At 55.3% G+C, this 12,556-nt stretch carries 16 protein-coding genes; 5 read left to right on the top strand and 11 right to left on the bottom strand.

Annotated elements, in window-relative coordinates; translation table 11 throughout:
• Positions 1 to 104 precede the first annotated feature (104 nt).
• The gene (locus tag ACYZTZ_RS16755; protein WP_461999044.1) at positions 105 to 647 is read right to left on the bottom strand and encodes a DMT family transporter; all 543 of its coding nucleotides are present in this window, start codon (positions 645 to 647) and stop codon (positions 105 to 107) included.
• Positions 648 to 747: 100 nt separating this feature from the next.
• Here ACYZTZ_RS16755 and ACYZTZ_RS16750 point away from each other — a divergent pair, with 100 nt between their 5' ends.
• A complete protein-coding gene (locus tag ACYZTZ_RS16750) occupies positions 748 to 1,653 on the top strand; it encodes a LysR family transcriptional regulator (protein WP_461999043.1) in 906 nt (301 codons plus the stop codon).
• A 148-nt stretch (positions 1,654 to 1,801) separates the two neighbouring features.
• Here ACYZTZ_RS16750 and ACYZTZ_RS16745 read toward each other — a convergent pair whose 3' ends face one another.
• From ACYZTZ_RS16745 to ACYZTZ_RS16735, 3 genes are all read right to left on the bottom strand, one after another.
• Positions 1,802 to 2,218 carry a VOC family protein gene (locus ACYZTZ_RS16745; RefSeq protein WP_461999042.1) on the bottom strand — a complete coding sequence of 139 codons (417 nt, stop codon included), beginning with the start codon at positions 2,216 to 2,218 and terminating at the stop codon, positions 1,802 to 1,804.
• A 96-nt stretch (positions 2,219 to 2,314) separates the two neighbouring features.
• Positions 2,315 to 3,037 carry a hypothetical protein gene (locus ACYZTZ_RS16740; protein WP_461999041.1) on the bottom strand — a complete coding sequence of 241 codons (723 nt, stop codon included), beginning with the start codon at positions 3,035 to 3,037 and terminating at the stop codon, positions 2,315 to 2,317.
• 71 nt (positions 3,038 to 3,108) lie between these two features.
• Positions 3,109 to 3,615, bottom strand: a complete 507-nt coding sequence (locus tag ACYZTZ_RS16735; protein WP_461999040.1) for a DMT family transporter — start codon at positions 3,613 to 3,615, stop codon at positions 3,109 to 3,111.
• A 342-nt stretch (positions 3,616 to 3,957) separates the two neighbouring features.
• Between ACYZTZ_RS16735 and ACYZTZ_RS16730 the strand changes: the two genes are divergently transcribed.
• Positions 3,958 to 4,866: an MBL fold metallo-hydrolase gene (locus ACYZTZ_RS16730; protein WP_461999039.1), complete on the top strand. Its 909-nt coding sequence runs from the start codon at positions 3,958 to 3,960 to the stop codon at positions 4,864 to 4,866.
• Here the strand turns inward: ACYZTZ_RS16730 and ACYZTZ_RS16725 are convergent.
• Positions 4,860 to 5,756 (bottom strand): LysR substrate-binding domain-containing protein, encoded by an 897-nt coding sequence (locus ACYZTZ_RS16725; RefSeq protein WP_461999038.1) that lies wholly within the window; start codon positions 5,754 to 5,756, stop codon positions 4,860 to 4,862. The two genes, ACYZTZ_RS16730 and ACYZTZ_RS16725, sit on opposite strands and share 7 nt — an antisense overlap.
• A gap of 121 nt (positions 5,757 to 5,877) precedes the next feature.
• Positions 5,878 to 6,153 (bottom strand): hypothetical protein, encoded by a 276-nt coding sequence (locus ACYZTZ_RS16720; RefSeq protein WP_461999037.1) that lies wholly within the window; start codon positions 6,151 to 6,153, stop codon positions 5,878 to 5,880.
• Positions 6,154 to 6,465: 312 nt separating this feature from the next.
• Between ACYZTZ_RS16720 and ACYZTZ_RS16715 the strand changes: the two genes are divergently transcribed.
• A complete protein-coding gene (locus tag ACYZTZ_RS16715) occupies positions 6,466 to 7,599 on the top strand; it encodes an aminotransferase class V-fold PLP-dependent enzyme (protein WP_461999036.1) in 1,134 nt (377 codons plus the stop codon).
• Between the two features lie 286 nt (positions 7,600 to 7,885).
• Here ACYZTZ_RS16715 and ACYZTZ_RS16710 read toward each other — a convergent pair whose 3' ends face one another.
• The 3 genes from ACYZTZ_RS16710 to ACYZTZ_RS16700 all read right to left on the bottom strand — a co-directional run bounded on the left by ACYZTZ_RS16710 (position 7,886) and on the right by ACYZTZ_RS16700 (position 9,399).
• The gene (locus ACYZTZ_RS16710) at positions 7,886 to 8,368 is read right to left on the bottom strand and encodes a GNAT family N-acetyltransferase (RefSeq protein ID WP_461999035.1); all 483 of its coding nucleotides are present in this window, start codon (positions 8,366 to 8,368) and stop codon (positions 7,886 to 7,888) included.
• Between the two features lie 143 nt (positions 8,369 to 8,511).
• The gene (locus ACYZTZ_RS16705; protein WP_056741929.1) at positions 8,512 to 8,832 is read right to left on the bottom strand and encodes an isochorismate lyase; all 321 of its coding nucleotides are present in this window, start codon (positions 8,830 to 8,832) and stop codon (positions 8,512 to 8,514) included.
• A 204-nt stretch (positions 8,833 to 9,036) separates the two neighbouring features.
• Positions 9,037 to 9,399 (bottom strand): DUF6463 family protein, encoded by a 363-nt coding sequence (locus tag ACYZTZ_RS16700; protein ID WP_258612319.1) that lies wholly within the window; start codon positions 9,397 to 9,399, stop codon positions 9,037 to 9,039.
• A gap of 223 nt (positions 9,400 to 9,622) precedes the next feature.
• Between ACYZTZ_RS16700 and ACYZTZ_RS16695 the strand changes: the two genes are divergently transcribed.
• Positions 9,623 to 9,964, top strand: coding sequence for a cupin domain-containing protein (locus ACYZTZ_RS16695; RefSeq protein WP_461999034.1), 342 nt, complete (start codon positions 9,623 to 9,625; stop codon positions 9,962 to 9,964).
• Positions 9,965 to 10,078: 114 nt separating this feature from the next.
• Here the strand turns inward: ACYZTZ_RS16695 and ACYZTZ_RS16690 are convergent, their stop codons facing one another.
• Complete coding sequence (locus ACYZTZ_RS16690) at positions 10,079 to 10,735, bottom strand: FMN-dependent NADH-azoreductase (RefSeq protein WP_461999033.1); 657 nt, start codon at positions 10,733 to 10,735, stop codon at positions 10,079 to 10,081.
• A gap of 105 nt (positions 10,736 to 10,840) precedes the next feature.
• Between ACYZTZ_RS16690 and ACYZTZ_RS16685 the strand changes: the two genes are divergently transcribed.
• The gene (locus ACYZTZ_RS16685) at positions 10,841 to 11,695 is read left to right on the top strand and encodes a LysR substrate-binding domain-containing protein (RefSeq protein WP_461999032.1); all 855 of its coding nucleotides are present in this window, start codon (positions 10,841 to 10,843) and stop codon (positions 11,693 to 11,695) included.
• A gap of 418 nt (positions 11,696 to 12,113) precedes the next feature.
• Here ACYZTZ_RS16685 and ACYZTZ_RS16680 read toward each other — a convergent pair whose 3' ends face one another.
• Positions 12,114 to 12,386: a hypothetical protein gene (locus ACYZTZ_RS16680; RefSeq protein WP_046056783.1), complete on the bottom strand. Its 273-nt coding sequence runs from the start codon at positions 12,384 to 12,386 to the stop codon at positions 12,114 to 12,116.
• Positions 12,387 to 12,556 lie beyond the last annotated feature (170 nt).

Below are 12,556 nucleotides of genomic sequence, written 5' to 3'. Positions count from 1 at the left end.
CAGCACCGGCAGAAAGCGGCCAAAGCGGACGCTAGGAGCAGGCCGCTTCGATTAGCTGGATGTACAGCCGCCAGCCGACTCAAGCGATGTCCCTTGTATCCTTGTTAATTCAACGTATTTCTATTCGACGCTTGCTCTGTCAGCACTTCTTTGTCGTTCGACACAGCCTGTGAAACACCAGAATTGCTGAACTGTGCTACGACGAGGCCAAACAGCAAGATTCCCACACCCAAAAGGCGCCCAAAACTGACTGGCTTTGCCGTCAATCCAAGCAGGCCAAAGTGGTCGAGTAGCATTGCAGCAATCATCTGACCGGCTATTACACACAGAAGGAAACCGCTTGCTCCGACTTTTGGAAGTAGCGCTAAGGAAGTAGCCACGTAAACGGCCCCTGTCAAACCACCGATCCACATCCACCACGGGCCGCTTACTGCACTTTGGAACTTAGGCACGGGTAAGCGCATAAGGGTGGCCACTACCAATATCGCAACGACGCCAGTGCTGAGCGCGACGGCGGCTCCCCACAAAGGATGGCCGAGCATGCGTCCCAGCGTTGCACCGCTAGCGGCCTGTACCGGAATCAGCGTGCCCGCCATGAACGCTGTCAGCATGGGTAGAAAAAGATAAAGGGCTGTTTTGTCTGGCATAAAGTTCTCCGTTAAACATGCCGATCAGCGCTCGGCGGGTGCGACTGTTCATGTGGTAAGTTGATGAAAGCCACTGCTTTTCGACTCGAGTATTCATTCAATGGATGAGCTGCGCAGAATTGACCTCAACATGTTGGTAACGCTTCATGCGTTATTGGCCGAGAAACACGTCACGCGAGCGTCTGTCCGGCTGCATAAAAGTCAGCCCGCAGTCAGCCACGCTCTCGCGTTGCTCAGAGCCCATTTCGATGACCCTTTGCTCATACGGCGAAACGGGTCCATGGTTTTAACGGCGAGGGCACAAGCGCTGGCTCAGCCGCTTCAGGATGCTTTGGGCAACTTGAACTCGCTGTTGGGCGCTCCGTCATTTGAGCCATCAACGGCAAAGGGCCGTTTCAGATTGTCACTTTCGGACTATGCAGCGCGGATCCTTCTGCCTCGGCTTACCCAGAAGGTTCGTCAAGAAGCTCCTGGTATTGATTTGGCTATCAGCCAGGCAAGTCGAGAAATGATGATTTCTCAGCTTTTGGATGGCGAGCTCGACCTTGCACTGGGCATCTTTCCCGAGGTTCCGGATGCCATTGCGCTTCAAGATCTCTTTTCCGAAGGATTCATCAGTCTCGCCGATAAAAAAGTATTACCCGCGCAGGGCGGTCTTTCACTGAACGATTGGCTCTCTCGCCCGCATGTAATGCTCGCGCTTCGCCCTGATGCGAATGACGAGATCGAGCAGGCGTTGGCCGCCCGAGGCTTAAAGCGTCACATTGCCTTGGCTTTGCCCCACTGGAGCGCTGCGGTTGAAGTACTGGCGGGTACTGATTTGATTCTTACGGTTGCCAGTCGCGCGGTCGGCCCGATGCGAAACCACAAATCTCTACGGCAATTCGACCCGCCCTTTGAGATCCCCCGATTCGCCTATCAGCAGGCTTGGCACTCCAGGAAAGAGGGTGATGCCGCACATCGCTGGCTGCGGGAAGCAGTTTTCAACTGCTCTCAGCCAAGCTGACATCAAGCTAAAGCAGCCGGGTTGCGCTCCATCGCGACTAACTCGATATCCTTCTGTTCAGTCAACTCAGAACGTTCAGTGTTGAACGGCTCGATTGTCATCCTTTTTGCTCCTGCTAGTTAAATGCGCCTCGACCTGACGGATTTCATCAGGATTGCAGAGCAGGGCCTTTCAACTCGATTTGATTGTCATCAGGGTCATTGAGATAAATCGACAAACCTGTTCCCTCTGCTCCATAGCGCATCACTGCCTTCTCAGCGGATACACCGGCATCAGCCAAGTGGCGGAGAATGGCCTGTTCATCAAACGGCTCAACCCGAAGGCAGAAGTGATCGACGTTGTGTCTTTGCTTACCCGCCGGCTGCCCACCCTGACGACCGATCGGCCCGTTCACATCAACCAGGTCAATCATTGATGTCCCTGCGCTCAGATGAATCATGCCAAGGTCGTCACGGCGCTTTTTTACATCACATCCCAGTGCCGAGGTGTAAAAGGCCAGGCTGCGCTCGATGTCCTGCGCTCGTAAAACGACATGGTCTATATGTTGAATTGAAAAACTGCGCATAACGATCACTCCTATCGGATCACTGATTTTGAGTGCCCACCCGTTTCAAATCTTTAGCTGGGTACTCTCCACGATGCGTGCGCCAAGCTCGACGACTTAGCTGATCTTGGAAAACAGTTGAGGCACCTCACCCGAGAAGTCGACCCAAGGATTGGTATCGAGCAACTCGGCATGCGGCACGCTGGGTTCATCGAAGCGAATGGTGAAGCTTTCCGGCCCATGGGCATAAGCAACAATTACGCCCTGGTGCGGATCCATGTAGCCGGCGTGCATGCCAAAGCCAGGATAGCTGAGGCGCACGGCAGGCCCTTCGGGATTGATCTCATGCACGGTCAAACGCGCAAGGACACCATCGGGCAATACAAACATCCAGGTGAAAGCACCGCCGGAGACCACCGTCATCACTTCATCAATGCCCGCTCCGTTGTCCGAAGTGTTTACATGAAGACGACCATAACGATTCAGAGCCCATGTCCGCATCTCTGGGGTCATGGCTTTCATGTCGTAGACCTTTGGATAGGGCGCTGTATCTCCCTCGCGAGTACCCAGGTAGCCACCACGGTGTACCTCAGGAGTACGGCCTGCGAGGTGGATTTGCTCCAGCAGTTCAGTACGGTTAAGGCTGAATATCGAAAGCAGCTTGTTTTGATCTTCTTCGCTGATGGCGTTAATCAGCGAGGCTTTGAGAATCGGCTTGGCTTCTTCGGGAATGGAGACAGTGCTGGCGCGCACACCTACGCTGCGCAAGACAGCGTTGACGCTATCGATACCTTCAACATCGGAACGGCCGTCGCTGAACTGAAGTTTTACGAAGTTCATCTTTGTTTCTCCTATCGTGAGTCAGAAAGTTGCGGTTGCGTTGCGGCTTTTCATATAACGGGTAAGGCGGGTTACTTGCTGATTTGGGTAGCGCTGTTCTCAACCGTTGGCGTGCCGATGCCTTGGACTAGCAACACACCACCAAAGATGAGCACGACGCCTGCCAATCGAGTGAAAGTGATCGGTTTGTTGGGGAGTCCCATGAGTCCGTAATGGTCAACCAAGACGGAAGCCAAAATTTGTCCCGCTACGACGAGCAATAGAAAACCGCTAGCCCCTAACTGGGGAGTGATGGCCGTTGCGCTGCCTACGTACACGGCGCCCAAAATGCCGCCGATCCATAACCACCAGGATCCCTGCAAAGCCTTGCCGACATCAGGCGCAGATACACGCAGAACTAACAGCGCAATCACCACCACAACGGCGCTGACGAACAGCGACGTTAACGCCCCCCAAAGCGGGTGCCCTAACGCTCGGCCCACGGCTGCGTTACTGGCGGCCTGGAAGGGCAGGACTGCGCCTGCCAGCAATGCGGTACCCACCGGGATAAGTGCGAGAGCTACTGCCTTACTGAACATGGCATTCCCCTTTGGAGATGGCTGGTTTCGATGGGCAAATATTCTCCAATCCACAGAGATTATGGAAATCACATGTTTGCACATGCATTATTCATTTTATGGATAGTTTGGAGGGGCGAGGCTCTGTAGCTCAGCTGCGCTCAGTCGACTGAACAGGGGCGATCTTCGACTTTTACTTTCAGGGAGCGAAAAGGTTGCTGACTATTCGCCGCACGCTTTAGTTGAACTGAAGTGTCCTGCTTTAAAAATCATCCATTGATGTGCGAACCGACAGCCAGTGAGATAGGCACTGCAGAAAATACTCTGCCATCCGATGACTATAAGAGAAAAGGTTCGCACTCCATGCGCAAGTTCGTAAAAGCCCTGACCCTGTTTTCCTTCTCCATCCTTTCCGCTCCATTCGCGATTCAGGCACAGGAAGCCTCCACGGGGCAAAGCCCGGCCTTTGTGGTGCATAAGTTAACGGATTTCCTCTACGCCATCGGCGAACCCAACTACTACCAGAAGAACTATTCGTACTTGTTGGTGGGGACGGATCAGGCGCTGATGTTTGATTCGGGCGCAAACCAGAAAGAAGACATCACTTCGGTGGCGCACAAGATCACGGACAAGCCGCTCTCGATGCTGCCTTCACACCTGCACTTCGATCACCTTGGCGGCTTGCACAATTTTCAGAGCATCTACTTGGTGGATATGCCCTTCACTCGTCAGTTCAAGGGTAAAGATGGCTTCTACCGTGTTCCGGAACCGGTTTATCTAGGCAACTTCGATCATATGGTGGTGCCGCCCTTCAAGGTGGCGCGGCTGATAAAGCCCGACGAGACGATCGACCTTGGCGGGCTCAAGGTGCGCCTGATCAGCGTACCCGGTCACACGCAGGATGAAGTGGCGCTCTACGATGAGACGCACAACATCCTGCTGGCCGGGGACCACGTCTATCCGTCCTGGCTGCTGGCGGGGAACCTGAAGGACTACGTCGCTTCGCTCGATGCCACGCTGAAGGTGATCAATGAGCAGACCGCCATCTATGGCGCTCACGCTGACGAGGACCCAACCAAGGTGCCAGCCATGACATACGCTGACGTGCGGGCGATACGCGACAAGATGGTTCTGATTCAATCCGGGCGCGCAAAGGGAGAAGCCTTCAGCGATCCGGAACTGATCAAGAGTTCCGAGCTTTACAAGGTGGAGAAGGACATCAGCATTCTCACCAACATCCAGTTCACTGATGGTCGTGGCTACGGTTATTGATCGGGCTGCCCGGCCGTAGAGAGTAACCAGTCGATGAACGCCCGGATTTCCGGGCGTTCGCGCGTCCCTTCGGAACAGGTAACATAGTAATTGTGCACCGCAGGCACCGAGATCGGCAGCGGACACACTAATCGTCCTTCATCGAGATCGCGGGCGGAGACGATTTCATCGCTCAGCGCCACGCCGAAGCCGTCCCGCGCTGCCTGCAAGACCATGCCGAAATCTTCGAAGTAGATATCCTCGTCGCCGCCACGGCTGAAGCCGACATCGACAAGCCATTGCTGCCACTGGCTGCCATTATCTTCGTGTAGCAGGCGATGCCGTGCCAGGTCCGACACTTCGCGAATGGCCTTCGGTCCTCGCAAGTATTGCGGGCTGCATACTGGAGTCATGCGAATGCCGTGCAGCAGCCGCCACCATAAGCCTGGCCATGGCGGCGTGCCGTAGACCACCGCGACATCGGCGCGGCGCCAGTCTACTTGCGGCATGGCCGGCGCGGTGATCACGTTCACCCGCACCGAGCGCGACGCCTCCATGAAGCGCAGCAGCGGCGTGGTCAGCCACTCCACTCCCTCCGCAGGGGGAATGGACAAGGTGATCCCGACGACCTCCTGCTCTGCTGCGGAGCCGATCTGCAGTGCTGCCACCGCGTCGCTGATTTCGCTCATTGCGTTCGCTACATGCTTTTGTAGCAGTCGACCGTTGGCGGTCAGCACAAGTTGCCGACCGCGCTTCTCGAACAGCTCTATACCAAGGTTGGCCTGCAACGCTTTGACTTGCAGGCTCACAGCGCCGATGGTGACGTGCAACTCAACCGCGGCTGCCGCCAAACTACCCAAGCGGGCCACGCTCTCAAACACTTTAAAATTGTGCAGGGGGGGGAACGTCATCTCATCTCCGTAACAACAGCACTGCGATCAGGGCAGGGGTCTGTGGATTCAATCGACCGAGGCCGTGTGAAAACGCAATGAATACGTCGAAAGCTGAGTCTGTTAGACCACAACACTTATTTTATTTCAGCTCCGTTCTTATTTCGGTTCCGGGCACGAAATATTTACTGGGATCATTGACCTTCTTCAGGTCAATCAGGGCTCGGCAAATGCAATGTGAGAATTGTTTCTTTAATGTTTCGGGGTCTTTCCATGCCATTTCCGATGGTTGCGATTGTTGTCCCTCGGGCGATTTATAGCAGACACAATTGTCAAGTCGGGTGATGCCGTTATCATTTGTGCTTTGACAAGCAGTGGTAAGCAAAGAGATCGCGATGAGCATTACGAAGCGTTTCATTGGCTCCCCTCCGAGGCTGTTGTGAAGGGCTAACTTTAAATAGGCCGCAGTGGGGTGATAAGCCCGACATTAGAAGGAAGCTTAGCTCTCATTTTCCATCGCTCCATCCATTGGCTGCTTTTGATCGGTTGCTGCGCTTCGTAACGGGTCGTTATCGACCGAACGTAAGGAGGTAGGAACCTTTAAGGGTAATCGACCTGATGATGCCAGCCGCTCGACAGAAGTCGCAATTCGATCCCGAGCAATCTTGTCATTTGCCAAGGCTTAGGGCAGGGTCGATACCACTGACATCTCTGCCAAAGGAGTCACCCCATGTCAACGCTATATCCCAGTATCGATCCTGAGGGGCTGGTCGAGTACTCAGTGGTCTACACCGACCGCTCGCTCAACCACATGTCGCAGTCATTTCAAGGCGTGATGAAGAACATTTCCAGGACCCTGAAACAGGTCTACAACGCCCAGGCGGTTGCGGTGGTCCCGGGTAGCGGCACATTCGGCATGGAAGCGGTGGCGCGACAGTTTGCCACCGACCAGCAATGTCTGGTGATACGCAACGGCTGGTTCAGTTATCGCTGGAGCCAGATCCTTGAGATGGGCAATATCCCGGCGGCCACTACGGTGCTGAAAGCCCGACCGGTCGACACGGGTCGCCAGGCTGCCTACGCCCCACCCCCACTGGACGAAGTGCTGGCAGCCATTGCGGCGCAGAAGCCGCAGATTGTCTTCGCCCCCCACGTTGAAACCTCATCAGGGATTATCCTGCCCGACGAGTACCTGCGGGCCGTCGGCGACGCCGTGCACGCGGTGGGTGGCCTGTTCGTGCTGGACTGCATCGCCTCAGGCACGCTTTGGGTTGATATGCAGAAATGCGCAGTCGACCTGCTGATCAGCGCACCGCAGAAAGGCTGGAGCGCCTCCCCTTGCTGCGCCCTGGTGATGCTCAGTTCTTTGGCCCTCGAGCGCATCGAGCAGACGCATAGCAGCAGCTTCGCCTGCGACCTGAAAAAGTGGCTTCAGATCATGCAGGCCTACGAACAGGGCGGACATGCCTACCATGCGACCATGCCCAGCGATTCCCTCGCGCGGTTTAACGAAGTGATGAAAGAGACGCAAGCCTACGGTTTCGACAAGGTCCGCGGCGAACAACAGGCTCTGGGTGATCGGGTGCGCGCAATGTTGACCGGCAAAGGCATCAAAAGCGTGGCCGCAGCCGGCTTTCAGGCCCCTGGCGTAGTGGTGAGCTACACCGATGATGCCGACATCAAGAGCGGCAAGAAATTTGCCAACCACGGCCTACAGATCGCCGCCGGAGTGCCGTTGCAATGCGACGAGCCGGCCGACTTCCAGACCTTCCGCATCGGTCTGTTCGGACTCGAAAAACTGCACAATATCGAGCGCACGGTCAGCACCCTCGAGCAGGCACTGGACGAGGTGATGGTTAACTAAGCCCTCATCTTGCCCGCAGCACATACCGAACTTGTGAGTTCCAGAAAGGCATCCTGCCCTGGGCACTGCCCGCCCAGGGCGCTGATCTTCGACGAATATGACGCTGGTCGTCCGAACCATAAGGGAAAGCCCGTGCACGCGTCTTACTGACACGTGCACCCTTCAGCACTATCAGAAAAGGTTTCCAACGAAGCCTTTCACGGGGCGGATGATTGGCGGCTGTATGACTTCCTCAGGGCGTGAAGCGGTCGCTCAAAGTTCTTTTTCACGTTGAAGGGAATCACCCTTACACGCGCATTCCCATTTCGAATGCACGGGTTTCGAACCCCAGCTCTGTGTACATACGCGTAGCACGCGCATTGAACGCCCATACAGACAGTCTTATGTCTTGGGCGTTGTGCTCGATTGCCCAGTTTTGAACGAGTTGTACCAAGGTTCGACCAATGCCTTTTCCCCAAAATTGCTCGGCTACGCAAACCGATCCGATTCGAACAATAGCCAGCGGTTGCATCAGCGGTCCGGAGCTTGTCGACAGGCTGGCAGAAATGAAGGCTGCGGCTTGGTGAGCGACATTCGCAATGAATACAACCTGACCCGGTTTCTCGAAAAAACTCATCCAGTGAGGAAGATCGCGCGAAAAATCCTGAGTGGCAGCCGTATAAATATCGGGACGGGCAGCGTGATGTACCTCGTTAAGCAATTGGCCCAGTTCACAAATGGTCAGTGCATCCTCTACGGTTGCCGTTCGGTATGTAATGGCTTCATCCATGATGCGCTATTCTCCTTGATGTATTGGTGCTCCGCAGACTCCCGGCCTTTGTCTCATAGCGGGGAGGATATTCCATGGCCGATTCCGGTGTGTCATGACTGACCGAAAATCCACAACCCATGGCGGACAGTCCGATACTAGAGTCAGGCTTCGGATTGATGTGCTGCCCAGTGTTTCATCTCTTCGACAATGAAGTGGTTCACCAAGTCGCTGTACATCTTCTCGATGACATCCGGGTTCAAGCCCTCGGCCTCGGCCCATTCACGTCGTGTCGCCAGCATGGCCTTGAAGCGCTCCGGAGCACGCACCGAAGTCACTGAACTCTTGAACTTCGAGGCAGCCAGCACGTAGTGAAAACGCTTGCCCAACAGCTTGATGACGACCTGATCAAGGGCATCGATTTCGCGTCGGATATCCTCCATGCCTGCACACTCTGCGGGCTGTAATTGATTGATAACTTCCATGTAGGTGACTCCGTTTGCTGAAAAAGATCTTGAGCCTTCGGAAGTAGCATCGGCGCGCTATCTTCCGTAAGCGATATAGCCTGAACACCATAAATTCTGTTGTCCAACGCCCGCTGAACGATTTACCCAATCTGTTGCATCGACCGGTTGAATCCACAACCCCGATCGGACGTTGAAGCCCTCGCGAATGCCTTGAACCGTTTGTCAGGCGTACAAGCCATACCCTGCCGCGATGATCAGCGGAGAAACCAGCAACGTTGCCCAGAATCCCGATTTTGGAACAGCAATGACGCAAATGATCGAGATCATAAGCACATAGATGCCAACCATTTTAAGTAGCGCGAGATCGCCAACGGCTACGGCGTGAATCGCTGTCTGCCCTGCGAGCATAAAAAGCGGCCCCAGCATGGTAAACCAGAGGGCAGTACGCCGATCTTCGTGCGCTTTGAATTGGTCAACGAAGCCAGAGTCTACGGCGGCGGCGAATGCTGTTTTGAACTTGATGATACCGAATGGAATATGGAGAACGCCCAAGGCGAACAGGGTCCATGCGACGATGTTTGACATGTCTTATAGGCTCCGTAACGGTAAGCGCAACATGGGTGACCGCAAGGACTGCTGCCCTCTAACGAAGCTACCCATTTGCCATCACCGTGTCCACCGTCCACTTTTGGTCGATAACAGCCTGTCGCGAAGGGCGGCAATCGACCCTTTGTCGCCTGCCGACTGATCACACCTTTTAGGGTCTCTACTTCTAGTTAGGCCCTGTATTTACAGTTGGGAGCGCGCGATGAGCAACGAACAGGCTGCACCCGAGACGAAAGGCGTTACGGTGACGTTACTTGCAACGATTGACCTGGGGCCTGAGATCGAGGGGATGGCAGGGCGCCAACTCAGGATGCGCAGGGTGACCATCGAGCCTGGAGGCGTCTTCGGGCCGATTCACAACCATGTAGACAGACCCGGCACCGTCTACATTCTGCAAGGAACGATCACTGACCATCGAAATGGAGTCGCCACGGATTATGGGCCGGGAGTGGGCTGGCCCGAGGACAGGAACACCACTCACTGGCTTGAGAACAGAGGCACGATTGCGGCGGTGGAGATCTCGGTCGATATCGTCCGTGTTTAGTCCTGAAATAGGTTTACACCTGTTTCAGGACTAGACAGTCGGGCCTTGCTTTACGTACCGGCGAGTGTGCTGCCAGCCGTGTTTGTAATGAATCGATATACAGCCGGGACGGCCTCAACAGCAGGGGGCCGTCAGCAACAAACTGTCTGCCAGGTTCCTGGCCAGCTGAGTCGCGTCCTCACGCGCGCGCCGATCAACGTCTTCCCCCAGGATGGTTTTCTCCACAATCACCGAATGCACATCCGTGACGCCGATAAATTTCAGCCAGGCTTCCACGTAGGGTTTCTGGAAGTCGAAGCGCTCCGCCGGTGTGCTCGACTGCGCTGAAAAATCCAGGCCGCGGGCGTACATCACCACGGCGAGTTTGTTGTGCAGCATGCCTTCCAGACCGCGTTCCGGGTCAACGCTGAACAGAATGTCTTTCTGCGATACCAGGTCGATGAAGTGCTTGAGTTTGTACGGGATGCTGAAATTCCACAGCGGTACGGACATCACGAGCACATCCGCGCGGTGCAGGTGACTGGCCAACTCTTTTAACGTGTTCCAGGCGTCTTGTTGTGCGGCGGTCAACGGCGTGCCATTGAGCCCGGCGTATTTGGCCTCCATGGCCAGATCATCGAATTCCGGCAGCACCATGTTCCAGAGTTCGAGGGTGATGATTTCGGTGTCCGGGGTGTTTGCTTGATAACGCGCAATGAAGCTGCGGGCGACTTCAAGGGAAGCCGAACGCTGCTTGCGTGGAGAACATTGAATATGGAGAAGAGTCGTCATGGCACACCTTGAATGATGGGGAGGAGGGCAGGTGAGAGCATTGCAACATAGTTATATTTGAAATATAAATCGTAAATTCATACTCAATTGATCACGTATAAAACTATGTTCGATGCTCTGCTGCTCAAGACATTTGTCACCGTCGTCGATGAAGACGGCTTCAGCCGTGCCGCCCAGAAGCTGCACCTGACTCAGTCGGCGGTCAGTGGCCACGTGCGGCGATTGGAAGAACAGATCGGTAAACCCCTGTTGACGCGCACCACCCGCTCCCAGCAACTGACGGCCGATGGCGAGCGCCTGGTCTCTTATGCGCGCACGATCCTCGCGCTGAACCGTGACGCATGGACAGACCTGACACGCACGCCATTTCACGGGCGGTTGCGGATCGGGGTGTCCGAAGATTTTGTCGAGTCTCGATTACTGCGCACTGTTCAGGATTTCGCGGCGCAGTACCCCGGGATGAAGATCGAGGTGCAGGTGAACATTCCGGGTACGTTACTGGCGCTGATGAAGCAAGGGCATCTGGAGGTGGTCATCGGTTCGCTGTGCGAAACCAGCGAAACGGGGCTGTTGCTATGGCAAGAACCGCTGGTGTGGGCCTGGTCGGCGCAACCCGTCACCGGGTTACCCACGCCGTTGCCGCTGGCCCTGTTCCCCGAGCCGTGCCCTTATCGCGAGGCCGCGCTGACGAGGCTGGCGCAGGCGGGAATCGCCCACCGCACGGCGATGTTGTGCAGCAGCACCGCCGGGTTGCGGGCGGCGGCCCTGGCAGGCTTCGCGGTAGCGCCCATGCCACTCAGTCAGTTGGGGCAAGGATTGGCGGTTGTTGGGGTAGAACAAAGGTTGCCGGATTTGCCGGATGCGCAATGTCGACTGTTCACCTCGCCTGACGCGGATCAGGCTATTGTGGCGGCGGTCACTCAGCTGATTGTGGAGTATTGCTCTACGCGGAGGGCTTGATTGTCATTTCAAGGGCTTGCTTGAGCGTCGCGGGTACGCGGTCTTTGACTTCCTGAGGGAGGGGCCGCCGTCTGTTGGACGCTGGTGAACCACTTTGATCATGGGCACAAAAAAACGGGCGCTTTGATGGCGTCCGTTTTCATTTAATCCAACGCCCTGGCCGACCGCACATAGCGGTTTCTACCGTATGAAAGTCTTCACATTTTATTTCACATACTGACTCGATGAAGAAGCGCTAATTTACTGGCCTCCAGAGGTTTTGTAGGCTCTTAAAACAAAATCATCTTCACATTTTATTTCACATATTTTTTGTGAAATGACATTCGGTCAATGGGCTCACGAAAGGCTCCGTCAGCCGCGTTTACGCACAGATCGCAATTGCAGAAAAACGGGCGCCCATTGAGGCGCCCGTTTTTACTTACTCCTTCACCTGAGCTCGTAAGCGTCGACCGATCACGTCCATCAAGTCACAGCCGTCGCGTAACGGAATGACTAACAGCTGAGAAAAGTCTTTCAACACCACCGTGTCGCAACCGAGCTCGGCACGGTAGGCGATGTTTTCCAGCACCTGCGTGACCGTGCGAATGCGGTAATCGGCCATGGCTTGCAGGACGTCGAGTGGGGCTTGGGTGTCGATGAGCAGGGAGGCCGGGATCAGGTCGATTCCGGTGAGGGGCATGTATCTTTCCATGGGTGAAACTCCGAATCAGATTTATGGGGACTGACTCGATCAGCAGGTCGCCAAACCTGGTCGCCGTGACGGCGGCACAGTGAATATAGGGAGATGGTCGGAAGAATGGAAGGGGGAAGGTGTCGGACAAAGATGTGGGAGATGTGAGAGATTGATGCCAGCGAAAACGC

Source organism: Pseudomonas sp. LB3P58, from assembly GCF_054897895.1.
Note: the sequence above shows the minus strand (reverse complement) of the source record. Positions and strands in the feature narration are given on the sequence as shown.

Excerpts from the sequence above, each read along its gene's own strand:
- ACYZTZ_RS16690 (WP_461999033.1), bottom strand. The coding sequence starts at position 10,735 with ATGACGACTCTTCTCCATATTCAATGTTCTCCACGCAAGCAGCGTTCG.
- ACYZTZ_RS16745 (WP_461999042.1), bottom strand. The coding sequence starts at position 2,218 with ATGCGCAGTTTTTCAATTCAACATATAGACCATGTCGTTTTACGAGCG.
- ACYZTZ_RS16700 (WP_258612319.1), bottom strand. The coding sequence starts at position 9,399 with ATGTCAAACATCGTCGCATGGACCCTGTTCGCCTTGGGCGTTCTCCAT.
- ACYZTZ_RS16705 (WP_056741929.1), bottom strand. The coding sequence starts at position 8,832 with ATGGAAGTTATCAATCAATTACAGCCCGCAGAGTGTGCAGGCATGGAG.
- ACYZTZ_RS16715 (WP_461999036.1), top strand. The coding sequence starts at position 6,466 with ATGTCAACGCTATATCCCAGTATCGATCCTGAGGGGCTGGTCGAGTAC.
- ACYZTZ_RS16685 (WP_461999032.1), top strand. The coding sequence starts at position 10,841 with ATGTTCGATGCTCTGCTGCTCAAGACATTTGTCACCGTCGTCGATGAA.
- ACYZTZ_RS16710 (WP_461999035.1), bottom strand. The coding sequence starts at position 8,368 with ATGGATGAAGCCATTACATACCGAACGGCAACCGTAGAGGATGCACTG.
- ACYZTZ_RS16735 (WP_461999040.1), bottom strand. The coding sequence starts at position 3,615 with ATGTTCAGTAAGGCAGTAGCTCTCGCACTTATCCCGGTGGGTACCGCA.
- ACYZTZ_RS16695 (WP_461999034.1), top strand. The coding sequence starts at position 9,623 with ATGAGCAACGAACAGGCTGCACCCGAGACGAAAGGCGTTACGGTGACG.
- ACYZTZ_RS16720 (WP_461999037.1), bottom strand. The coding sequence starts at position 6,153 with ATGAAACGCTTCGTAATGCTCATCGCGATCTCTTTGCTTACCACTGCT.
- ACYZTZ_RS16740 (WP_461999041.1), bottom strand. The coding sequence starts at position 3,037 with ATGAACTTCGTAAAACTTCAGTTCAGCGACGGCCGTTCCGATGTTGAA.
- ACYZTZ_RS16725 (WP_461999038.1), bottom strand. The coding sequence starts at position 5,756 with ATGACGTTCCCCCCCCTGCACAATTTTAAAGTGTTTGAGAGCGTGGCC.
- ACYZTZ_RS16730 (WP_461999039.1), top strand. The coding sequence starts at position 3,958 with ATGCGCAAGTTCGTAAAAGCCCTGACCCTGTTTTCCTTCTCCATCCTT.
- ACYZTZ_RS16755 (WP_461999044.1), bottom strand. The coding sequence starts at position 647 with ATGCCAGACAAAACAGCCCTTTATCTTTTTCTACCCATGCTGACAGCG.
- ACYZTZ_RS16680 (WP_046056783.1), bottom strand. The coding sequence starts at position 12,386 with ATGGAAAGATACATGCCCCTCACCGGAATCGACCTGATCCCGGCCTCC.
- ACYZTZ_RS16750 (WP_461999043.1), top strand. The coding sequence starts at position 748 with ATGGATGAGCTGCGCAGAATTGACCTCAACATGTTGGTAACGCTTCAT.